This is a genomic window from Nodosilinea sp. LEGE 07088, from assembly GCF_015207395.1.
Taxonomy (GTDB): domain Bacteria; phylum Cyanobacteriota; class Cyanobacteriia; order Phormidesmidales; family Phormidesmidaceae; genus Nodosilinea.
This window is the reverse complement of record NZ_JADEWX010000109.1, coordinates 1-20,467: the sequence shown is the minus strand read 5'-3', so window position 1 is coordinate 20,467 and position 20,467 is coordinate 1. Positions and strand designations below refer to the sequence as shown.

The window sequence follows — 20,467 nt, the reverse complement described above, 5'->3', positions numbered from 1 at the left end:
TGGTTTGGTAGGATGCAGGAAACATATTGGTTTAGGGGAGCTGCACTGAGGCTCCCTATTTTTTGTCCCCTTTATTGTCTCAAAGCCCTGTACCGCATGACGTTGAGTACCCTTGTCACCCGTTAAGGGGTCCACGCATGGGACTGTTCATTGCAGTATGTTGCACCTTGGCCTGGTTTCTGGCTGATATCGCCGCCAGGCAATATGATATTGCCCTACTGCCCTACTGGAATGCGGCAGTGCGGTTTGGATTTTTCTCGATTATTAACTTTTTGCTCGTATCCCACCGCCAAGCCTATGTGCGAGAGCAGCAGCTGGCTCGTATAGACGGCCTGACAGGCATTTATAACCGCCGTTTCTTTCTAGAGTTGCTAGAGCTAGAGCTGGAGCGCACACGCCGCTATCATCAACCGCTCACCCTAGCCTATCTCGACATAGATGACTTTAAGTTGGTCAATGACAAACTGGGGCATAGCAGCGGCGATCGGCTGCTGCAAACCGTAGCCCAGACCTTAAAAGAAACAGTGCGCTCCTGTGACATTGTTGCTCGCCTGGGCGGCGACGAATTTGCCATTTTGCTGCCGCAAATTGATAGCCAGCAAGCGGCAATAGCCTTGACCCGTACCCATCATCAACTGAAAAAGATCAGTCAAAGCAACAGATGGCCCATTGGCTTCAGCATGGGGGCTATCACGTTTAATACCCCACCACCGTCTACCGATGCTTTAATTGCCCAGGCCGACCAGCTGATGTATGCCGTTAAAGGCAGCGGCAAGAACCGCCTAGAATGCCAGGAATATAGCTAGTAGCTTAATAGCCTATCCAGCTTCTATGCTGCTGTGAAAAGCGTACTGCCTTACCTAAGCTTTACGATGCCGCTGGTCAGCTGAAGGGTGAGTTCTCAGCCGCAGCAGCAGGATGCAAACGCTGAGCCAGAGGAAACCAACGCTATAGCCCGCCAGCACATCTGTTGGCCAGTGGACACCCAGATAGAGCCGACTCAAGCCAATGGCCCCAATTAAAACCGCCGCCGCTCCATACATCAGCCCTCTGACAGGGGCATAGCGGTGGGCCAATAGGTAGGCGATCAGGCCATAGAGCACCATCGCCCCCAGGGCATGGCCACTGGGAAAACTGTAGGTTGTCTCGGTAATCAGCTGGGGCCAAAGGGCTGGGCGCACCTTGCTAAAGGCGAGCTTTAAACCCGTGCTGAGCACCGCTCCACCTAGGCAGGTGACGAAGAAGAACAGCGCCATCTGCCAGCGCCGTCGCAAACAAAACCAGCTCACTCCAATGCAGGCTAGCGGCACCACGGTGCTGGGATTTCCGAGCTGGGTAATCGCAAGCATCACCTGATCCAGGGTTGGATTAGCAAACTGGTGAATCCACAGCAGACTGTGCTCATCAAAGACAAAGGCTTCTTGCTCCAGCACTTCGTTAGACAGATGGCTGAGCCCGAGCAGCACCAGTGCACAAACGCCCAGCCAGATCAAACCCACGGTGGCAATGAAGGACATTAATCGTGGATTGATAATCGTGGATTGAACTGAGTCCAGACAGACTTTACAGGTCATCCATGGCATTGTCATGGCAACGGTGTAACTATTGTGTGTGACGGCGTTAGCAACAAGGTCATACTCGAAATCAGCAACACCCCTGCTGCACCACAGGGTTGCCATGCTTTCGCCATGGGTTCTACACATGGGGCATCTAAGCTCGTAGCAATCGCAGACTACTAGCCTGACCGGCACAGGGGATTCGTTCGCCTTTCGTTCGCTTGCCGCCGGTCGAGTACTCTTCTGCGAACTGGCGGCTACTGTTTTCAACACCGACGTGGGACTATGCCTCAATTTCGTAACTGTTTTTCTTTCATGGCCAAGATTGCGACGGGTTCACCCGCTGAGAAGGCACTGGCCTTCACGTCAACACTGACCCTGGTAGGGTTACCGGTGCTGACGACAGCGGCCTGGGCTAACTGGCAAGACAGTCCCAAGACTGTGGTTGATGAGGCATGGCAAATTGTCAGCGACACCTACGTTGACCCCAACTTCAACCAGGTGGATTGGACAGCAGAGCGCCAAACGCTTCTCGGCCAGGAGTATATCTCCAGTGAGGCCGCCTATGCGTCTCTCAAAGCGCTGCTGGCAAAGCTAGACGATCCCTATACCCGGTTCATGACGCCGGACGAGTTTCAGGCTTTCTCCAATCAAACCAGTGGCCAACTGGTCGGTGTCGGCATCCAGCTCACCCTCGACCCCGATACCAATGCGCTGACGGTGGTGCAACCGATCGCCGACTCCCCAGCCATGGCCGCCGACGTTCAGCCGGGCGACCATATCGTGCAGATCGATGGCACCTTAACCCAGGGCATGACCACTGAGGAGGCCGCGAACCTGATTCGCGGTCAGGCGGGTACAACAGTAAATCTATTGATGCAGCGCCACGACACGGCTCCGTTTGCCGTCACGCTTACCCGTGCCCGCATTGATATTCCCGTGGTGAATTCGGGGCTGAGAGAGATTAACGGACAGCGCATCGGCTATATTCGCCTGAGTGAATTTAACGCCCACTCCGCTGACCAGATAGAGCAAGCTATCAAAGGGCTAGAACAGCAGCAGGTCGAGGGTTATGTGCTCGACTTGCGCAACAATCCAGGGGGAATGCTTGACCAGGCCATTGCGATCGCCCGCATGTGGCTTAACAAGGGGGCAATTGTCCGCACCGTAGACCGCGATGGCGATGCCGAACAGGTGACCGCAAACCGAACGGCCATTACCGATAAACCCCTGGTGGTGCTGGTCAACGGTGGCTCGGCCAGCGCCAGCGAAGTGCTCACCGGGGCGCTGCAAGATGATCATCGAGCCACGGTGGTAGGCACCCAAACCTTTGGTAAAGCACTGGTGCAATCGGTCAATCGGCTCCACGACGGCTCGGGGCTAAATGTGACCATCGCCCACTACTACACTCCTTCGGGGGCCGACATCAATCACAGGGGCATTACCCCAGATGTCGTTTCAGAGTCCCCAGACGAGGCTCAACGGGAGTTATGGATGCACCCCGATCGCCTCGGCACTGAGCAAGATGCTCAGTATGTGTCGGCCATTACCCAACTCCAACAGGCGATCGCAGCGGCCCCATTAGCCCAAGGAAGGCTCAATTCTCAATAGCAGTGGTGATCAGTTGCCACCAGACGGGTTTACTCATTGAGGGGGCTTTTCATCCCCAACAAGTCTGCATCTGGCGAAACCGATTGAGGAACTGAAATCGCCAAAATATCTCGAATCGAGCCAGCAACGGGCACCGCAACCACGACCCCTAAAAGCCCAGCCACTTTTGCTCCGACCAGCAGCGAAATCAAAATCCACACCGGACTCAGCCCCGTAAAGCCGCCAATGAGCTGCGGGGCAGTGCCATTTTCAATCAGCTGATCAATCACCACGGCAACGGTCAGTACCTTGATGCCCAGCCAGATATTGCTCAACGCGGTCAGACCGCTGACGAGGGTAATCCCCACGGCAGCCCCGAAGGGAAACATGGCTAAAATACCGATGACTAAGCCAAACACAAGACCAAAGGGCACGCGAATCACCACAAAGGCAAGGGTCATTGCCAGCCCCATTAGCAGCGCCACGATCGCCTGACTGACAAAATAATTGTGGAAGTTTTGCCGCAGGCTCTCTCGCAATCGCGTACCTGTGGAGATGGGCAAGTAGCGGAAGATGCCATCCCAAAGCTGCCGACCATAAAGCAGCAGGTAAAACGTTAAAACCAGGGTCAGCATCACGTTTAAGACGCTGCTGATGGCGCTGACTAAGGTAACAACAACTGCGCCGCTGGCGGATTGCAGCTGGCTGGCAATCTGATCTTCAAGCTGCGTGATCCAGTGGCTGAGATCAACCGGCAGCCGTCGCGCTACGGCCCAGGCTTGCAGGGTATCGAGCTGCTGAGTACCGGAGGCGATCCAGCTGGGCAGGCGATCGCCCAGTTCATTCACCTGCTCAATCACGAGGGGAATTAGCGTAATTCCCACTATCAGCAGCACCAGACCAAACAGCAGCAGCACTAGCAGCACCGCCCGAGGCCGACGAAGTCTAAACCGTTGCAGCCAGGTGACCGGGTATGCCAGCACAAAGGCTAGCAGAGTAGCCACCACCACGATGGTAATGATGCTGCGGAAGTAGTTGAAAAGCAGGAGCAGTACCCAACCGTTGAGCACAATCAGGGGCAGGGGCAGACCCCACAGGCATGTGCGAAGTAGACGGGCTTTCCAACTCATGGTGTGTGGAGAAAGGAGTTGGTATCATTATCTCAGTTCTGGTCAGGCAACTAATAATAGGTATCGTTTCTAAGCCGTGGGCAGTAGAGCAACTGCGTTAATAAATATCAATCCATTAATTTTGCCTAAGAGTATTCCACCTAAAAGAACATCCCGATCAGGAACGCGAACTCGGCCCAATGGGCCGGTCGCGGAGAGACACCGGATAGGTATTTAGTTGGAACACTCTAAATGGATAAGCTAGTCCACATTGCCTGCGAATAAGTGCATCCACAAGCGCCAGCAAGGGAGATTGCAGCCCAGCTCCTGCCATGTCGCCATCGGTGCGAGGCTCCCAGCCCTGCTGAAGTAAACGATCGCGGGCATCTGCGTAGGGCATGTTTTCCTCAAGCCCAAACTGGTCTAAGGATTTCGCGGCCTCCGTAGGGTTGGCTGGAGTGGTTGCCGCTGGGGCCGTAGGCACGGCGGCGTTAGTGCAGCCCGCCATCAACCCAGCTAAGCCAATCAGTGCAATGGCTGAGGCACGAGCGGGCCAGGAGCTCAAAAATCTTTTCATGATTAAATCTTGTGTAGTGTGGTGTGCTACCTGTGAGCAGCAGTGCTGGATCTAAACATCATCAAAGCCAACATAGATTGGCGAGATGGCGTCTCCGGGTTCGACGTCAAAGCTATAGCGGTGTGCAAGTGAAACAAGTACACTCTGTTCCCTGTCACCTACTCCCTGTTCCCTTTGGATGTACTTAAATAACATAAATAAGGCTGTATAAACGCCCTGCTCATCCGGGGCTGACGATACCTCTAAGCCCACCAGGGTGGGCGACTAGGGCGATACCGCTGTAGTCGTTAGGGTCAGCGCGGGTAACACCAGGCCGAGGGACCAAATTTTCGTCATAGAAATCAAAGCTAAAGGGTCGTTTAATGGCGAGGCTGTTTATGGCACCTTGGCTAATCTTCCCCGATTAAAGTCAATATTCCGGAAGGTAGAGTCACGACTTTGTAGATGACGATCGTCACTTATTTCAACAGTACTTATTTCAACAATCTGTCTAGTCCATCGAGAATGAGGTCAAGCCCAAACTCAAAGTCGTGAAGACCGTCGTAATCGCCTTGGATGACTTGGTGCGTAAGCCTATTCATGTAAGGGTATTGCTCAGCAGGGATTTGCGGCAGGTAGTCTGCGGCTATCTCCGAATAGTCCGCTGCCTCGATAGGAAAATTCAGCTCCTGAAGCGTAAATCCATAGACGTGGCTATCGATGGCGTTCCACGCATGATCGGCCATTTCAAAGGAAAAGCCCGCCTCTTTCAGGCAGCCAATGGTTGAGTCCACGTAGCGCAGCATCGCTGGCCCCACATTCACCCGCGACACCAGCGGCATCGTCGCCCAGGGATGCCGCAACAGCACCTGATGGGCAGAAATTGCCCGCCGCCGCATGGCGGTTTTCCAATCAGCGCCGGGTTTGGGCACGTCTATTTCACTCACTACGCGATCGACAATGCCATCGATCAGATCATCTCTATTCGTAACGTGGTTGTACAGCGACATGGCCTTAACGTCCAGCGCCTGAGCTAGCTTTCGCATCGAGAGGGCCTCCAGCCCGCCTTCATCAGCTAAACGAAGCGCGGTCTGCAATATCCGCTCTCTACTCAGAGGAAGACGTTCTGGCGTTCTAGAGCCGGTTTTCTTAGCCATCCTTGCTTTTGTGGTCACATCGAAGCATTCAAAAAACTGAGCGTATTCCATCTAAAACAGTGTTCGCACCTCAGGCGCTGAGCTCAGCACGATGGGCTATTCGTACCGACATCCTGGCTGAGTATTGAGTGGGAACACTCTAAGCTCGATTACAACGTTTTGTTGCCTGTGGTTCATTGTTACATACACTGTAAGTTTATGCTAGGCTTACGCTGTAAGTTTAGTAGGAGGTTTATGCCATGAAAGCGATCGCCCAGGCCGAATATGGTTCGCCAGACGTGCTGAAGCTAACGGAGGTAGAGCGGCCATTGGTTCAAGCAGATACTGTGCTGGTGAGGGTTTACGGGGCGTCGATCAACGCGGGCGACTGGCATTTGATGCGGGGCCGTCCACTCCTCGTTCGGCTGATGATGGGAGGACTTTTAAAGCCCAAAATTCAAATCATCGGGTTTGATATAGCGGGTACCGTAGAAGCCGTCGGCAGCAATATTACGCGCTTCCAGCCAGGGGATGAGGTGTTTGGAGATCTGTCGGAATGCGGGTTTGGTGCGTTTGCTGAGTATGCCCATGCTACAGAAGCAGCGCTGGCTCTGAAGCCCAAAAATCTTACCTTTGCAGCAGCGGCGGCTGTTCCTGGCGCTGCGATGACAGCCCTGCAAGCCCTGCGCGACATCGGCAACGTTCAGCCCGGTCAGCAGGTGCTGATCAACGGCGCTTCGGGGGGGGTTGGCTCCTACGCGGTGCAACTTGCGAAGGCTTTCGGGGCTGAGGTGACGGCGGTGTGCAGCCGTGAAAAGATGGATCGCATTCGGCCATTGGGCGCAGATCGCGTGCTTGACTACGCCCAGGTCAATCTCGATCAGAACAAACAGACCTACGACTTAATTGTAGACGTAGCTGCTTATCGTTCTGTTTACGACTATTTACCCGCTTTAAAGCCTCAGGGTATTTATGTGCTGGTCGGGGGTGCGATCGCCCGTCTATTCCAGGTGATGATTTTAGGAGCGTTAATTTCGAAAATGAGCGATCGCACGGTGAAATCCCTAATGGTAAAGCCCAATTCGGCAGACTTGGCTACGCTGAGAGAGCTGATCGAGGCAGGCAAAATTGTTCCCCTAATTGACCGTTCTTACAGCCTAGAAGAGGTTCCTGTGGCCATTCGCCAGCTTGAGCAGCGGCAGGTGGTGGGGAAAGTTGCCATTCATGTCTGAAAATAAAGGGCATGTTGCAAAAACTGATACCGCTTCTATGGGGTTTCCGTCGGGCTGCATGATAGGTGCTGTATCGTTCTTTGAAAGCTCAGATTGAAACACCTCAAGCGTCCAAGTCAAATTTTTATGAAAAGAATTTTGTTGAGCCTTGCCTTGTTCTCCGATCTGAGTCCGGTGACGGCTCAGACCGCGATCGCCCCAAATCTCTCCTGCGAAGCTTCCATTCTTGCTGACAACGGAACTACGCTAATTTACCAAATTACCGGGCAGATTGACCTTGACAATATGGGGCAGCAGACACGCCCTACCGCAGCCGATTCAAAACTAAGCATAACGGTGAAAAAGCGCGGTAGCAACGGTCAGGTTCAGACGTTGCTGAATCGCACCACGCTGAAGAATTTCGAGGTCATAGCCCCCGACGCTGACTACTCTAGCCTGCCATTTACAGATGGGTTTAGGGGACTGCCCAACGACGGTGCCGGGCTCTATAGCGTCACGACTTCCCGCTACGGCCTTTACGCCAGCCTGCGGCCCTTTCGAGGCATTCCCTCTCACGTTCAAATTGTTCACTACCTCAGCGGCGAACGCTTTGTTCGTTCTGCTCCTGGCGTTTGTCGGATAGTTCTAGGCTCAACCCTATGTCGTCAGCGCCAGTAGGCTTGAGAAACTTTCCTTGTTGGTTAAGCACTCTGTAACGCCTGGCGAATGGCTTCGACCCGCTGGCGGTTTACGCCTAGATCAGATTTGCCCAAGCGCGAGGCTGAGCGCACCTGTATGACCGACTCAGCCGGGTCGAGGTAAAACTCAACATCGTCTACAAAGCCCATCAATTTGCTAGCGAACTCAGCATAGAGGTAGTTGTCGGTCGCTTCAACAATGGTCGTGCGCGGCATGGCTTTGACGATTTCAGTCAGTTTGACCATGACCTGGGCCGACTCACCACTGTAGGTCAATGGCGCGATCGCATGTTCCGCAGCTTCAGTTCCCTGACTGACGACACAGTTGGGGGAGTCGGGGCAGGGGGCGAGCTGGCCCGCTTTAACCCCCAGGTTAGTGGGGCGATCGCCCGCCAAGTTACCAATAAAGGGTAGTGCTCCCATCGGGTTAGCATCCAAAGAAACGGCAGCGCTGGGGTAAGCATTGCCCAGCAGCATCAGCATAGCGAGGGTGACCCCAAACATAAAGCGAAAGACAGATGTTGGCATGATGAGACGTTCAAATCCTTAGGGGCTCTTCTTCAGAGTTTACTCAATTCTGTCGTTTGGTTTTGGCCGTCACTTTTTGGTAGATGGCGCAGCCAGCTGACGCTAGCGAGGGGCTCCATAGGTTTGTAGTATGAAACCAATGAGCTACTGCATCGGAAACCTCTACGCTCCAAAGGCTAACCATGACTACCCTAACTGCCCCTGTTTCTGTTGCCGATCTATTAATTAGCCAGCGGGCCTACTGGGCCACAGGCGCCACCCGCGACGTTGACGTTCGCCTCGACCGGCTGAGGGCACTGAGAGCTGCGATCGTCGGGTATCAGGCCGATATTATTGACGCGGTGCGGCAAGATCTGGGGCGTCCTGAGTTTGAGGGATACTTTGAAGTCGGCGTCATCAGCGAGCTAGATTACATCATCAAGCAGCTGCCCCGCTGGGTGAAACCTCGCAAAGTATCGTTACCCCTGAGCCAGCAACCCGGTGCCGCTTGGGTGCAGCCCGAACCCCTGGGGGTAGCGCTGATTATCGGGCCTTGGAACTACCCGTTTCAGCTGATAATTTCGCCGCTGATGGGAGCGATCGCAGCGGGCAACTGCGCCATCCTCAAACCTTCAGAACTCGCCCCGGCCACCTCCCAAGTCCTAGCCCGGCTGATAAAAACTACGTTTGACCCCGCCCACGTGGCGCTGGTTGAAGGCGGGGTGGAAACAGCCCAGGCGTTGCTAGCCGAGAAATTCGACCATATTTTCTTTACCGGCGGCGAGCGGGTAGGCCAGGTTGTGATGCAGGCGGCGGCTCAGCACCTGACCCCGGTGACCTTAGAGCTGGGTGGTAAGAGCCCCTGCATTGTCGATGCCAACGTCGATCTAGAGGTGGCGGCCCGGCGCATTATCTGGGGTAAATTTCTCAACGCGGGGCAAACCTGCGTTGCCCCCGACTACCTGCTGGTCGATGAGCGAATTAAAGATGAGTTGGTCGGGGCGCTCCAGCAGCGCCTGGCCAGCTGCTATGGCGATGACCCGGCCCAAAGCCCAGATTATGCCCGGATTGTGAACGATCGCCAGTTTGATCGCCTGGTGAGCTTTCTGGCACAGGGCCATATTCTGGCGGGGGGAGACCAGGAGCGGAGCGATCGCTACCTGGCCCCGACCCTAATCGACGGCGTCAGCTGGGATGATCCGGTGATGCAAGCGGAAATCTTTGGCCCGATTCTACCGATACTGACCTATCGAGATCTCGACGAAGCCATCACCGCGATTAACCAGCGGCCCAAGCCCCTAGCCCTGTACCTATTCTCACGCGATCGCAAAACCCAGAGCCAGGTCTTAGCGCGCACATCCGCTGGGTCAGTTGGTATCAACGACGTGATTCTGCAAATAGCTGTGTGGGACATGCCCTTTGGGGGAGTCGGTAGCAGCGGCATAGGCAACTACCACGGACGGTACAGCTTTGATACGTTCTCAAACCTCAAGAGCGTGCTTAAAAAGCCTTTCTGGATAGATATGGACTGGCGCTACCCACCCTACGGCGACAAGGTAAAGCTATTCCGCAAGTTGATTGGGTTGTCATAGTCTAGACCCAGATTTTGGCCAGACTACCGCCACAAAGTCTAAATTTGCATAGAGTGAAGCATCAGCTCCGGCGGACAACCTGGTATAGTCCCGACCAACTACCGTGTTGAGGGGACGATCTGCTTTGCCAACTCTTCTAGTCAAAAACATCCATACCCTGGTCACCATGGATGACCAGCGCCGAGAGATTTGCTCTGGGGCCTTGTTTATCCGCGATCACGTGATCGAGCAGGTGGGGACTACAGCCGAGCTGCCCACCGAGGCCGATCGGGTGCTCGATTTGGGCGATCGCCACCTGGTTTTGCCTGGCCTTGTCAACACCCACCACCACTTCTTCCAAACCCTGACCCGAGTCGTGCCAGGGGCGCAAAACTCCTCTCTGTTTAATTGGCTCAGCGCTTTATATCCCCTCTGGCAGCGGTTAACTCCCGAAGCCATTGCCCTCAGCGCCCAGGTCGCCGCCGCCGAACTCATTTTTTCTGGCTGCACTACGGCCAGCGACCACCTCTATATTTTCCCCAACGGCTCTACCCTCGACGATGAGATCGAGGCGGTAGAAAAAACCGGGCTGCGGTTCCATGCCAGCCGGGGCAGCATGAGCGTGGGCGAAAGCAAAGGTGGTCTCCCCCCCGACTCCATTGTGGAGGCCGAGGCCGATATCCTCAAAGACTCTCAGCGACTGATCGAGCAATACCACAGCAACGACCCCTACGCCCTAGTGCGCATTACCCTGGCCCCCTGCTCGCCTTTTAGTGTTTCGACGGATCTAATGCGCGAGTCAGCCGCCCTGGCCCGGTCATACTCCGGCGTGCGCCTGCATACCCACCTGGCCGAAAATAACTCCGACGTCACCTACAGCCTCGATACCTTTGGCCTCACCCCCGGTGACTACGCTGCCTCCGTAGGCTGGCTGGGAGAGGATGTTTGGCACGCCCACTGCGTCAAACTCGACGATAAGGCCATCCACAGCTTTGGCCAGACCGGCACTGGGGTAGCCCACTGCCCCTGTAGCAATATGCGCCTGGCCAGCGGTATGGCGCCGATTCGCCAACTGCTCGACCACAGGGTACCGGTAGGGCTGGGGGTCGATGGGTCAGCCTCTAACGATGGCAGCCACCTACTGGCCGAAGCTCGCCAGGCCTTTCTCATGGCCCGCGTGCGGGAAGAAGAGGCCGGTACCCTCACTGCTCGAGAAGCCCTCGAAATTGCGACGCGCGGCGGCGCAAAAGTGCTGGGCCGCACCGATATCGGCTATCTGGCCCCCGGTATGGCCGCAGATTTTGTCACCGTTGACCTCGATCGATTGGCCCTCTCGGGCACCGCCTACGACCCCGTAGCGGCACTGATCTTTTGCCTGGTCGATCGGGTTGACTACAGCTTTATCCACGGCAAAGAAGTGCTGAACCCCGAGGGCCTGCTGACGCTGGATTTGCCGGTCGTGCTAGAACGCCACGGGGCGATCGCCAGATCCCTGGCCGACGCATAGACCACTTAACCAAGCCTACTGCGCCCCAATGAGCAGAAATCCCCAGGTCAGGCCCGATACTGAATCCACCGTATTGATCGCCTGCCACAGGGTTTCTGCCCCTACCCATACCGGCGGATACTTGTAGCGCGACACATCCAAAATTAAGAACTGATCGGTGTCGGCATTGTAGGCTGCCAACGGCGAAATATGCCCCCCCCGCTCCTGGCCGATCGCACGGCGTAGGTAGTTGATCAGCACGTAGTTGCCCGGGGTCTCTAGATTGGCACGAATCAGGTCGCGAAATTCCTCCAGACTGACATCGCTACCGTGGTGGATCTCAGCGTTGACCGGGTAGGTCCCAAGTATGCCAGCCAGTTCAGCCAATGTCAGGCCCTGACGGGCGATCGCATCTTGCCCAATGATGGCCTCCGTTTGGTCGTTAAACACATTTTCCTGGGTAAAGTAGGCCCGCTCCCACTCTGGGGCCAGGGGGGCGGGCACGCCCAGCGCATTGAGCACCATCACCACGCTTGCCACCCCGCAAAAAGCCTGATTACTCTGGGTGACAAACTGGCTGGTGAGGGGCACAAAGTCAGCCTTGGCCTCGCTGTCTTGCAAGAGCGCCTGGCCCTCCAACCCGGTCAGGGGAGTCAGGGACTCTGGCAGCGGCAAGGTCTGAGCTATTGAGCTCTGGGCCATTGAGCTCTGGGCCATTGAGCTCTGGGCCATTAATGGCAACGCCCCCATACCTGCAACAATGGCAGCGCCCACCACAGCTAGAACTGTCTGATGCCGTAAACGCATACTTCCTCCAGGGATTTGGGATGCTCGACCAGGGCAACGGATGCGTTAATTTTAGCCCTAGGCCACAGCTCGACAAATGAGTGACTGCGCCAGTCCACAGCAGAGCGCTAACTTAGCCTGACTCCGGGCGCTACTCAATACTCACCCCACCAAAGGTTTCAGCCTTTTTGCCAGCACGGGCCGGAGCGGCCTGTTCGATCTGACGGGCCTGCTGGCGGTGGCGCTGAAAGTGGCTGAGCCACGCTTCTGGGGCATTCATGGTTTCACCGCCGTGCTTAGTCAAGCGTTTGCGCACCTGACACAGCACGGGCGTGTTGACGCAGGCCCCCGAGACAATTACCTGGCCCTTAGTCAGGGCAGGGAGCTCTTTCAACAGATCGCGACCAGCCGCCTCAACGCCATACTTGAGACTGTCTTGGTCAACGGGGTTGACAATGCGCATCAGAAACTGGCTCATACACTGGCTCAGCACGTCAGAGTCGAGTTTGCCGGGGCGCTGGGTAATCAGGCCGACCCCCATGCCAAACTTCCGGCCCTCGCTGAGAATGGTGCGCAAAACCTGCTTACAACGAGCCGGCTCGTTGGCCGGGGCAAAGCGGTGGGCCTCTTCAATCAAAATGAATACCGGATAGGGCAGGTAGTTTTCGTCGTCAGGGGCGATTTTATCTTTGGCGGTGTTGATGCGGGCCTGGTAACTCTGGCGCAGGACGGCGGCGCAGATTACCTGCTGCTCTTCCTGGCTAATTTCGTTCATCTGCAGCACCGTCACCTGGCCGGGGGCAAACAGATCCTTCGGGGCCAGGTGCTCCATGCGGTGAAAGTAGTCTGACCGCTCCAGCTTGCCCAGCTTCCATTCCAAGGCCGGGGCCGAGGAGCCGGTTTTTTCGTTGCCCTCGTCGTCGGTGCTGCGATCTGACTCGTAGCAGGCTGAGATTAAATCCTGCACGTCCCAGCGGTGTTCGCCAAACTTGTGTTTACCCAGCAGGCTAAAGGCTTTATTGAGAATGGCCTGCTGGCGATCGCTCATATCCGGCAGCAGCGTCAAAATGTCATAGTAGTCCAGCGACGACATCCGAATGCGAATATCGTCGGGGGTCAGCAGCTTCACCTCAGGGCTGTAGCCATCGTCGCTGGCAAAGCTGGGATGGCCGCGCATATCGGCCAGGGTGCCGTATTCCCCGTGGGGGTCAAAAATCAGCACGGCGGCCCGATTGTAGGGGCTGAGCAACTCTTCGATTAACACCCCAGCCGTGTAGGATTTGCCCGAGCCGGTGCCCGCCAAAATCGCCATGTGGGTGCTTACCAGTTCTTTGACATCTAGGGCCACCGGCACTCGGCCACCAGGGCGCAGCAGCAGCGAGCCAATGTGGGCAGACCCCATGTCCTGGGGCTGCTTTTTATTGATGATCTGGCGCAGGCTCTCATCGTCGGCTAAGCGCACCTTGGCACCGGGGTCTGGAGAAATGCGGGGATTCATAAACCCCAGGGCCGGGTGAAAGTGACCGACTACATCTACAGTCACCTCATAGATCTCGGGATTGGGATGGGCAAACCCGACCAGCGCCGCGATCGCCTCGGGGTCAATATCGGGGTCGGCAAAGATGCGATCGGGCAGATGGTCAATAAGGCGACGATCAGAAATTTTGCCTAAAATCTGGGCAGCCGGGGTGTCGGTTAAATCTACGGTGTAGTAGACAAACTCGCCGATTTTGACCTGACGGTTGTCGGCGGTAATGAACACGTATTGATTGCCATCTTCCCCTGGCCCCTTAACGGTGCCAATCACGGGAGAAGCCGAAGGGTGTACCGACCGTGCCATAGAAACCCCGCTAGAAAATTGATTGCTGCCAGTGTAGCTAGGAACATGAGCGTCCTGGCCTAGACTTCATTAATACTAATGTCCTGTTGAAGAATAGGGTAGAGGTAATTCCATAAGTCCATCCAGCAACCTGACGGCTGGGCGCACAATTGCCCCAAACGTTGCCCTAAGGTCTGAAAATAGACCAGGCCAGCGACCGATGCACCGAAGATTGCGTATTGTTCTCTAAGTGAAACAGGAGAAAGATTGGCGTATTCACGGATACCCCCTTTGGGCTCAGTAGATAGGCTAAACATGGTCGGCGATGAAGCTGGGTTTACCCAAGCTCCACCGCCGACCCAGGAGGCTATAACTCTGTTGTTCGATGGCTACCTATGGCATCTGAAAACTCGCCAGTCTTATTCCAGGTTCGCCCGACCGAGGGGCTATCGTCCACCGCCTCCACGGGTACCGAGGGACGAGAAATATGGCCTTTAGTCCACGCCCTGGCAGCTACTCTCAACGAGGTCAATCCTCTACCAGATTTGACGGAGGTTTTGGGTACCCACCTGGGAGCTAAGGCGTGCCTGCTCCTGTGCCATTATCCCAGCACCCAAGAGGTTGTCTTTACCTGCTGGCACCAGGGTACCAATGTGACCAGCCATGTACTCAATATGGCGGCGGCAGATTCTCCCACAGACTATCAGCGGCAGGTGGTGCTAGGGCTGATTCAACAAACCACCGATCAATCCGATGGCAAAGCTCGGCTGCGGTGGCAAAAGGGATTGACAGAGCTATTACACCAAGGCGATCGCAACCCACCGACCTGGTTACGGACGTTGGCCCACTGCGCGGCGATCGCAGTGGATGGGTCAGGCCTGCAGGGGGCCATACTACTGCTGGACGCCGGTGGCCTAGTCATCGATCAAACGGTGCAGGCCAACCTCGCCAGCCTAGCCGCGATCGCCTTTCACCAGGCCCATCTCCAGAGCCAGGGGCAGCGCCACACCGAGCAGATGCGCTACCTCAACTACCTCAAAGAAGACTTTCTCAGCACCCTCAACCACGAACTCCGCACCCCCCTCACCAGCATGATGCTGGCGATTCGCATGCTGCGTCGCCCTGACCTGACCCCAGAGCGATCGGCCATGTATTTGGATATCTTGGAGCAGCAGTGTACCCGTGAGATCAATTTGGTTAACGACCTACTCATGCTGCAAACCCTAGAGAGCAAGGTCATGCCAGCGGTTGTCCAGGCCAGTGAGCAAGGGCCTCCATTAGCCAACCTGGTAGCCCAAGAACAACAGAAGTTTCTAGCGGCCGATCTTCGTCTAGAGCTGCACCTACCATCTGAACCTGTGTGGTTAGCGGTTAATTCAGACTCACTTAATAAAGTGCTGCATGAGTTGCTAGCTAATGCCCGCAAATACTCGGCACCCGGCACAACAGTAACCCTGGCTCTTTCTATAGAGCAGGCTTCGGCCCAACGAGTCGCCATACAGGTCGCCAGCCAAGGGGCTGCCATTGAGGCCGATGAATTGCCCCACATCTTTGACAAGTTTCGGCGCGGTCGCAACGCGACTAAAGATGGCATCGCGGGTACCGGTGCTGGGCTGGCGCTCGTGCGTGGGTTAGTTGGGCAGATGGGGGGCACTATTACAGTATCGAGTCAACCCAGCGACCGATCGCTTTGGCAAACCTGTTTTACCCTTGAGTTCCCTCACCCTGCCAAATCCACCTAGGATTTATCGGGGTGTTATTGTTCCGCCAAAATTTACTGGTATCCTGGGCACAGGCGTGGAAGCCTGGCCAAACTACACTGTATAACGGCTGGTTTTAACCCATGACTGCGAAAGGATCTGACGGCATTAACCTAGTCTCGGCATCTCGTGATGCTGAGGTTGCTGTGGCGAATATTGGGTGCGGTGCCGATTTCGATTCTGGTGTCATCATTGAAACTGAGAAGTTGGCTGGCCAGCAGCGTCGCATCCTGGCCTTTACCGATGTTGCGGCCACGGCTGACCAGGTCTGGCAGGTGCTAACCGACTACGATAATTTAGCCAGTTTTATTCCTAACTTGGCCTACAGCCAGCGTCTGAGCCACCCTGAAGGGGGCATTCGCCTTGAGCAAATTGGCTCGCAATGCTTTCTCAACATCAAATTTTGCGCCCGGGTGGTGGTCGATATGGTTGAGGCGTTTCCCAGAGAACTTTGCTTCTCGATGGTAGAAGGCGACTTTCGTCAGTTTGAGGGCAAGTGGACGTTAGACCCTTTAGAGGGTGCCCAAAATGAGCTGGTGCGCTTGGGGTATGAGTTGGTCATTCGCCCTCCCCGAGCTATGCCCGTGGGGCTGATCGAACGCCATATTCGCCACGACTTGAGCCGCAACCTCAGGGCCATCAGCGATCGCACTACGGTATTATTCGCCACCTAAGGAGATTTCTTAGAAAGAACCTCCCCTGAGCGTAGGATGGACAAAGGGCAAAGCCCTTTGCCCATTACCAGGAAATTACTTTGATAGGCACGCAAGCTTTGCCCATCCTACAGGGGTATTTTGTTTTCCAGAAATCACCTAGTTAAGGGCTTGATTAAGTACTTTGGAGATTCGGTATAGCCTTGACCTGCATAGAATTGGTGGGCCAACTCTCGCCGGGCATGGCAGTGAACTTCGATGCGATCGCAGCCCCTAGCCTGGGCGAGGGCTGTTGCGGCGGCTTCTAGGGCCATGCCTATACCCTGCCCTCGCGTTCCAGGACTGACACAAAAATAGCTGATGCGGCAAAAGTCACCCTTTAGCGCGAGTTGGGGGATAAAATGCAGCGAAATTACCCCAACGACAGTGTCTGCATCTACCGCGACGAGGAGCGTTGCATCGGGATGCTGCTGCTGGTTTCGGATGTTTTGCGTGAGCAGATCTGGGTCAACGAAATAGCCGAGATCGGCTAGCAAGGCTGCGATCGCCTCACTGTCGGTCACCTCGCCGGGCCTGATCTCCATGGTTAACCCCATGACCTCGTCAAGCTAGTTCGCCATGAGCATAAGTATCACCAATCTCTAGGCTTGAGACAACACTAACGGCTCCATCCGCTCGGCAATGACAGCATAGAAGGGATCCCCGCCAGACATACCTAGCATTTGTAAAATGGCTGGAGCGTTGGACGTATGGATTAACACCTCTGGGTTGTTAAAGCCTGGCACCGAGCCAAAGTAGCTTTTAACGAGATTGACCCGACGTGCTTCACTGCCATCGCGCCAAGCGGCGATCGCCTTTTGATAAAACATCCGGTTTGAAAAGCTGACAATAGCGATACCACCGGGCTTGAGGATGCGATAGATCTCCGCGAATACGACCTCGGGCTGCTGTAAGTACTGTACCGATACGGTGTTTAACACAGCATCAAATGATTGATCCGCTAGGGGTAACTGAGGGGTTTCGTTCAGGTTTTGGACAAAGTAATGATCGAGATGGCGATTCTTAGCTAGCTCTTCGCCATTCATGCCGTGGCCTTCGACCCACTCGAAGGTGACGTCGTCGGGCAAGTGAGATACCCAGCTGCTCATCATGTCAAAAACGCGGCTGTTGGGCTTGAGGCGATCGCGGTAGAGCTCTGTCAGCCGCTGAATGAAACCATCATCTACATGGGTGACAAAGCGGGGCGCATCGTAGAACAGAATATCGCTAGAGGGATCCAGCTTGCTGCGTTGGTCAGACTGAAGCACCATGGAATGTAGATTAGAAGAGTTTTTTAGATTGTAAACAAATCCTAAGCGCAAGGCTACTCTATGGCGCTCGATCTCGCCTAATACTCGAAGGCTGAAATATGTCCACCCTTCTGGATCGCTTGGCTCCCTAGCTCCCCTGCTCCCTAGCCCTAAGGAATAGTATCTAAACTTGCGCCGTGGAGTACTAGCCTACCCGCAGATAAGTAGACCCGATTTGATCAGTAGCTTAAGTCGTTGAGGACGCCGGAGAAATATATCGCATCTCCAACAGACATGGGGGGATATCCGTCTTGTGCGCGGCGTAGAACCCAGCTCAATCCCACGTTACACTGTTAAAAACCCGTATTTGGGCGTCTTCGGTCTATGAGTTTAGATATTAAAGCCGTGCAGGCACCGTATGGCGATGCGATGTACCGCACGCCTCCCCCAGATCTACCCTCCCTGCTGCTCAAGGAGCGGATCGTTTATCTGGGGCTGCCCCTATTTTCGGGGGATGACATCAAGCAGCAGGTCGGCATTGATGTCACTGAGTTGATTATTGCTCAGCTGCTGTTTTTGCAGTTTGATGACCCCGACAAACCCATCTTTTTCTATATCAATTCCACCGGCACCTCTTGGTACGACGGCAACATGATCGGCTATGACACCGAAGCCTTTGCCATCTGCGACACCATGAACTACATCAAGCCGCCGGTGCATACCATTTGTATTGGTCAGGCGATGGGGTCAGCGGCGGTGATTTTGGCTTCGGGTACTAAAGGCTATCGGGCCAGTTTGCCTCACGCTCGGATTGTGCTTAATCAGCCCCGCAGCGGTGCCCAGGGTCAAGCTACCGATATTGAAATTCGGGCCAAAGAGGTGCTCGATAACAAGCGCTCGATGATGGATATTTTAGCCAAAAACACCGGCAAAACCGCTGAGCAGGTGATGCGTGACTCTGACCGGATGTTCTATATGAACCCGGAAGAGGCGAAGGAATACGGCATCATTGACCGGGTATTGGCAAGTCGCAAAGAGTTACCTCAGCCTGCCGGGGTTGGAGTTTAGATAGGTTGTGAACCTTCGTATAGAAGGATTTCTAGGATCGAGTCTAACGCCTTTGCATTTTTGGGTGAGCTGCGACAAGCCTGCCCCTCTGAGCATCGAGATTCTGTTGTTTTGTTTTTAGGTTGAAAGAGCACTATGCCCATCGGCACTCCCAAAGTTCCCTATCGCTTGCCCGGTAGCCAGTACTCCCAGTGGGTTGATATCTACACCCGCCTTAACCAGGAGCGCATCATTTTCCTGGGGCAAGAGGTAACCGATACCCTGGCCAACTCGATTGTTGCGGCCATGCTGTATCTCGATTCAGACGACAACACTAAACCCATCTATCTCTACATCAACTCCCCTGGCGGCTCAGTAACGGCGGGAATGGCGATCTACGACACCATGCAGTACATCAAGTCTGATGTGGTCACCATTTGTCTGGGCCTGGCGGCTTCCATGGGTGCTTTTTTACTGGCTGCCGGTAGCCAGGGCAAGCGAGTAGCGCTCCCCCACTCGCGGATTATGATTCACCAGCCCATGGGTGGCACCGGGCGGCAACGTCTTCAGGCTAGTGATATTGCCATTGAGGCTAAAGAGATTCTGCGGGTGCGCCAAGAGCTAAATGAAATGATGGCTCGCCACACGGGTCGCCCGATCGAACAGATTCAAAAGGACACCGATCGCGACTATTTTATGTCAGCCGAAGAGGCCGTTGCCTACGGTCTAATTGACCGGGTGATTGAAGAGCGCACCCAGGAGTTGCCAGCCTCAGTACCAACTACCGTCTAAATTGACTGCGCCATTTTTACCTAGAGTTGGCAGAATAGGGGCGACTCCCTATATCTGCTAAAAATTGGCAACTATGACGCTGGCGCATCACTACCGCATTCTTGGGCTCAGAACCGGGGCCAGCTTTGACAATGTCAAGCTGGCTTATCGCAATTTAGTTCGCCTGTATCATCCTGACGTGAATCCTGGCGACCAGCTGGCTAAGGAAAAATTTATTCAGGTTACCCAGGCCTATCAAGCCCTGGCAAGTGCTCTTCCCCCAGAGATGGTGGCGGCCCATCGAGTATCGTCGTCGACTGGGACAACTAAAATTGCACCAGACCCTAAGCCCGATCCAATGCCCACCCACCAGGTATCTACTCAGGCGGCAGCTCATAGATTCGCCCCGGAAGTGGCTAAAGATACTGAGCTGCCCCTCAATCCGACGCCGGGGGGGTCTGAAGTCGATCAAACGCTAAAGGTCAATAGCTTTAAACAGCTGCGCGACCTGTTGGGCAGTCAACGATTTCCTCGGGCTGTGGCCTTAGTAGAGGGTTTAGCGCAGCGTTTCCCAGAAGACCCAGAAATTCGCCAGTGGCATGCGCTGACTTACTATCGCTGGGGCCATGATTTACTCAGCACTGATAATCTTAGTAAAGCCGCCGCCTGCTTGAAAAAGGCCCGCCGAGTAGACCCCTACAATAAGTCACTGCGTCAGGCTCTCCAGCACGACTTTCAGCGCCTAGAAACGCTGCAGCGGTCTTCGGTGCCCCGGGCTCAATGATGAGCATTTAGCTTAACGGGTGACAACGTACCTAAAGAGCTTGCTGCATCAGGGATAGAGCATAGAGACCACGCTGAAAATAGCGATGTTTATGGGGTTTGAGCGCTATCAGTTGGAGTGCCCAGTCGGTCCATAACT

At 55.0% G+C, this 20,467-nt stretch carries 21 protein-coding genes; 11 read left to right on the top strand and 10 right to left on the bottom strand.

The window, feature by feature from the left end; all coding sequences use genetic code 11:
• Positions 1-137 precede the first annotated feature (137 nt).
• On the top strand, positions 138-806 hold the full coding sequence (locus tag IQ254_RS20425) for a GGDEF domain-containing protein (protein WP_193968002.1): 669 nt from the start codon (positions 138-140) through the stop codon (positions 804-806).
• A 54-nt stretch (positions 807-860) separates the two neighbouring features.
• Here IQ254_RS20425 and IQ254_RS20420 read toward each other — a convergent pair whose 3' ends face one another.
• On the bottom strand, positions 861-1,589 hold the full coding sequence (locus IQ254_RS20420) for a phosphatase PAP2 family protein (RefSeq protein ID WP_228040928.1): 729 nt from the start codon (positions 1,587-1,589) through the stop codon (positions 861-863).
• Between the two features lie 282 nt (positions 1,590-1,871).
• Between IQ254_RS20420 and IQ254_RS20415 the strand changes: the two genes are divergently transcribed.
• Positions 1,872-3,167: a S41 family peptidase gene (locus IQ254_RS20415; RefSeq protein WP_228040927.1), complete on the top strand. Its 1,296-nt coding sequence runs from the start codon at positions 1,872-1,874 to the stop codon at positions 3,165-3,167.
• Between the two features lie 29 nt (positions 3,168-3,196).
• Here the strand turns inward: IQ254_RS20415 and IQ254_RS20410 are convergent, their stop codons facing one another.
• The 3 genes from IQ254_RS20410 to IQ254_RS20400 all read right to left on the bottom strand — a co-directional run bounded on the left by IQ254_RS20410 (position 3,197) and on the right by IQ254_RS20400 (position 5,968).
• Positions 3,197-4,276, bottom strand: a complete 1,080-nt coding sequence (locus tag IQ254_RS20410) for an AI-2E family transporter (protein ID WP_193968000.1) — start codon at positions 4,274-4,276, stop codon at positions 3,197-3,199.
• A 157-nt stretch (positions 4,277-4,433) separates the two neighbouring features.
• Positions 4,434-4,832 (bottom strand): hypothetical protein, encoded by a 399-nt coding sequence (locus tag IQ254_RS20405; protein ID WP_193967999.1) that lies wholly within the window; start codon positions 4,830-4,832, stop codon positions 4,434-4,436.
• Positions 4,833-5,305: 473 nt separating this feature from the next.
• Positions 5,306-5,968: a TetR/AcrR family transcriptional regulator C-terminal domain-containing protein gene (locus IQ254_RS20400; protein ID WP_193968005.1), complete on the bottom strand. Its 663-nt coding sequence runs from the start codon at positions 5,966-5,968 to the stop codon at positions 5,306-5,308.
• 239 nt (positions 5,969-6,207) lie between these two features.
• Between IQ254_RS20400 and IQ254_RS20395 the strand changes: the two genes are divergently transcribed.
• Both IQ254_RS20395 and IQ254_RS20390 read left to right on the top strand, forming a co-directional pair.
• Positions 6,208-7,179, top strand: coding sequence for an NAD(P)-dependent alcohol dehydrogenase (locus tag IQ254_RS20395; protein ID WP_193967998.1), 972 nt, complete (start codon positions 6,208-6,210; stop codon positions 7,177-7,179).
• 126 nt (positions 7,180-7,305) lie between these two features.
• Positions 7,306-7,836 carry a hypothetical protein gene (locus tag IQ254_RS20390; protein ID WP_193967997.1) on the top strand — a complete coding sequence of 177 codons (531 nt, stop codon included), beginning with the start codon at positions 7,306-7,308 and terminating at the stop codon, positions 7,834-7,836.
• A 23-nt stretch (positions 7,837-7,859) separates the two neighbouring features.
• Here the strand turns inward: IQ254_RS20390 and IQ254_RS20385 are convergent, their stop codons facing one another.
• Positions 7,860-8,279 carry a DUF1499 domain-containing protein gene (locus tag IQ254_RS20385; protein ID WP_369011342.1) on the bottom strand — a complete coding sequence of 140 codons (420 nt, stop codon included), beginning with the start codon at positions 8,277-8,279 and terminating at the stop codon, positions 7,860-7,862.
• Positions 8,280-8,566: 287 nt separating this feature from the next.
• On the opposite strand from IQ254_RS20385, the gene IQ254_RS20380 reads away from it, so the two are divergent.
• Both IQ254_RS20380 and IQ254_RS20375 read left to right on the top strand, forming a co-directional pair.
• Entirely contained in the window at positions 8,567-9,955 is a 1,389-nt protein-coding gene (locus tag IQ254_RS20380) for an aldehyde dehydrogenase (RefSeq protein ID WP_193967996.1), read from the top strand.
• Between the two features lie 124 nt (positions 9,956-10,079).
• Complete coding sequence (locus tag IQ254_RS20375; protein WP_193967995.1) at positions 10,080-11,441, top strand: 8-oxoguanine deaminase; 1,362 nt, start codon at positions 10,080-10,082, stop codon at positions 11,439-11,441.
• Between the two features lie 15 nt (positions 11,442-11,456).
• Here the strand turns inward: IQ254_RS20375 and IQ254_RS20370 are convergent, their stop codons facing one another.
• From IQ254_RS20370 to IQ254_RS31695, 3 genes are all read right to left on the bottom strand, one after another.
• Positions 11,457-12,227, bottom strand: a complete 771-nt coding sequence (locus IQ254_RS20370; protein ID WP_228040924.1) for a phytochelatin synthase family protein — start codon at positions 12,225-12,227, stop codon at positions 11,457-11,459.
• A 130-nt stretch (positions 12,228-12,357) separates the two neighbouring features.
• A complete protein-coding gene (locus IQ254_RS20365; RefSeq protein WP_193967994.1) occupies positions 12,358-14,046 on the bottom strand; it encodes an ATP-binding protein in 1,689 nt (562 codons plus the stop codon).
• A gap of 59 nt (positions 14,047-14,105) precedes the next feature.
• Positions 14,106-14,342 carry a hypothetical protein gene (locus IQ254_RS31695; RefSeq protein ID WP_228040923.1) on the bottom strand — a complete coding sequence of 79 codons (237 nt, stop codon included), beginning with the start codon at positions 14,340-14,342 and terminating at the stop codon, positions 14,106-14,108.
• Positions 14,343-14,420: 78 nt separating this feature from the next.
• Here IQ254_RS31695 and IQ254_RS20360 point away from each other — a divergent pair, with 78 nt between their 5' ends.
• Together IQ254_RS20360 and IQ254_RS20355 are read left to right on the top strand one after the other, a co-directional pair.
• On the top strand, positions 14,421-15,767 hold the full coding sequence (locus IQ254_RS20360) for a sensor histidine kinase KdpD (RefSeq protein WP_193967993.1): 1,347 nt from the start codon (positions 14,421-14,423) through the stop codon (positions 15,765-15,767).
• 101 nt (positions 15,768-15,868) lie between these two features.
• Entirely contained in the window at positions 15,869-16,459 is a 591-nt protein-coding gene (locus IQ254_RS20355) for an SRPBCC family protein (protein ID WP_193967992.1), read from the top strand.
• A 134-nt stretch (positions 16,460-16,593) separates the two neighbouring features.
• Here the strand turns inward: IQ254_RS20355 and IQ254_RS20350 are convergent, their stop codons facing one another.
• Positions 16,594-17,034, bottom strand: a complete 441-nt coding sequence (locus tag IQ254_RS20350; protein WP_228040922.1) for a GNAT family N-acetyltransferase — start codon at positions 17,032-17,034, stop codon at positions 16,594-16,596.
• 45 nt (positions 17,035-17,079) lie between these two features.
• Positions 17,080-17,748 carry a class I SAM-dependent methyltransferase gene (locus tag IQ254_RS20345; RefSeq protein ID WP_193967990.1) on the bottom strand — a complete coding sequence of 223 codons (669 nt, stop codon included), beginning with the start codon at positions 17,746-17,748 and terminating at the stop codon, positions 17,080-17,082.
• A 363-nt stretch (positions 17,749-18,111) separates the two neighbouring features.
• Here IQ254_RS20345 and IQ254_RS20340 point away from each other — a divergent pair, with 363 nt between their 5' ends.
• The 3 genes from IQ254_RS20340 to IQ254_RS20330 all read left to right on the top strand — a co-directional run bounded on the left by IQ254_RS20340 (position 18,112) and on the right by IQ254_RS20330 (position 20,329).
• On the top strand, positions 18,112-18,795 hold the full coding sequence (locus IQ254_RS20340; protein ID WP_193967989.1) for an ATP-dependent Clp protease proteolytic subunit: 684 nt from the start codon (positions 18,112-18,114) through the stop codon (positions 18,793-18,795).
• Between the two features lie 135 nt (positions 18,796-18,930).
• A complete protein-coding gene (locus IQ254_RS20335) occupies positions 18,931-19,566 on the top strand; it encodes an ATP-dependent Clp protease proteolytic subunit (protein ID WP_193967988.1) in 636 nt (211 codons plus the stop codon).
• Between the two features lie 73 nt (positions 19,567-19,639).
• Positions 19,640-20,329, top strand: coding sequence for a DnaJ domain-containing protein (locus IQ254_RS20330; protein ID WP_193967987.1), 690 nt, complete (start codon positions 19,640-19,642; stop codon positions 20,327-20,329).
• Positions 20,330-20,467: the final 138 nt, after the last annotated feature.

Coding starts and splice junctions, on each gene's coding strand:
- IQ254_RS20355 (WP_193967992.1), top strand. CDS start 15,869: ATGACTGCGAAAGGATCTGACGGCATTAACCTAGTCTCGGCATCTCGT.
- IQ254_RS20360 (WP_193967993.1), top strand. CDS start 14,421: ATGGCATCTGAAAACTCGCCAGTCTTATTCCAGGTTCGCCCGACCGAG.
- IQ254_RS20425 (WP_193968002.1), top strand. CDS start 138: ATGGGACTGTTCATTGCAGTATGTTGCACCTTGGCCTGGTTTCTGGCT.
- IQ254_RS20420 (WP_228040928.1), bottom strand. CDS start 1,589: ATGACAATGCCATGGATGACCTGTAAAGTCTGTCTGGACTCAGTTCAA.
- IQ254_RS20335 (WP_193967988.1), top strand. CDS start 18,931: ATGCCCATCGGCACTCCCAAAGTTCCCTATCGCTTGCCCGGTAGCCAG.
- IQ254_RS31695 (WP_228040923.1), bottom strand. CDS start 14,342: ATGTTTAGCCTATCTACTGAGCCCAAAGGGGGTATCCGTGAATACGCC.
- IQ254_RS20330 (WP_193967987.1), top strand. CDS start 19,640: ATGACGCTGGCGCATCACTACCGCATTCTTGGGCTCAGAACCGGGGCC.
- IQ254_RS20365 (WP_193967994.1), bottom strand. CDS start 14,046: ATGGCACGGTCGGTACACCCTTCGGCTTCTCCCGTGATTGGCACCGTT.
- IQ254_RS20395 (WP_193967998.1), top strand. CDS start 6,208: ATGAAAGCGATCGCCCAGGCCGAATATGGTTCGCCAGACGTGCTGAAG.
- IQ254_RS20380 (WP_193967996.1), top strand. CDS start 8,567: ATGACTACCCTAACTGCCCCTGTTTCTGTTGCCGATCTATTAATTAGC.
- IQ254_RS20340 (WP_193967989.1), top strand. CDS start 18,112: ATGAGTTTAGATATTAAAGCCGTGCAGGCACCGTATGGCGATGCGATG.
- IQ254_RS20400 (WP_193968005.1), bottom strand. CDS start 5,968: ATGGCTAAGAAAACCGGCTCTAGAACGCCAGAACGTCTTCCTCTGAGT.
- IQ254_RS20350 (WP_228040922.1), bottom strand. CDS start 17,034: ATGGGGTTAACCATGGAGATCAGGCCCGGCGAGGTGACCGACAGTGAG.
- IQ254_RS20415 (WP_228040927.1), top strand. CDS start 1,872: ATGGCCAAGATTGCGACGGGTTCACCCGCTGAGAAGGCACTGGCCTTC.
- IQ254_RS20405 (WP_193967999.1), bottom strand. CDS start 4,832: ATGAAAAGATTTTTGAGCTCCTGGCCCGCTCGTGCCTCAGCCATTGCA.
- IQ254_RS20385 (WP_369011342.1), bottom strand. CDS start 8,279: ATGGGAGCACTACCCTTTATTGGTAACTTGGCGGGCGATCGCCCCACT.
- IQ254_RS20370 (WP_228040924.1), bottom strand. CDS start 12,227: ATGCGTTTACGGCATCAGACAGTTCTAGCTGTGGTGGGCGCTGCCATT.
- IQ254_RS20345 (WP_193967990.1), bottom strand. CDS start 17,748: ATGGTGCTTCAGTCTGACCAACGCAGCAAGCTGGATCCCTCTAGCGAT.
- IQ254_RS20390 (WP_193967997.1), top strand. CDS start 7,306: ATGAAAAGAATTTTGTTGAGCCTTGCCTTGTTCTCCGATCTGAGTCCG.
- IQ254_RS20410 (WP_193968000.1), bottom strand. CDS start 4,276: ATGAGTTGGAAAGCCCGTCTACTTCGCACATGCCTGTGGGGTCTGCCC.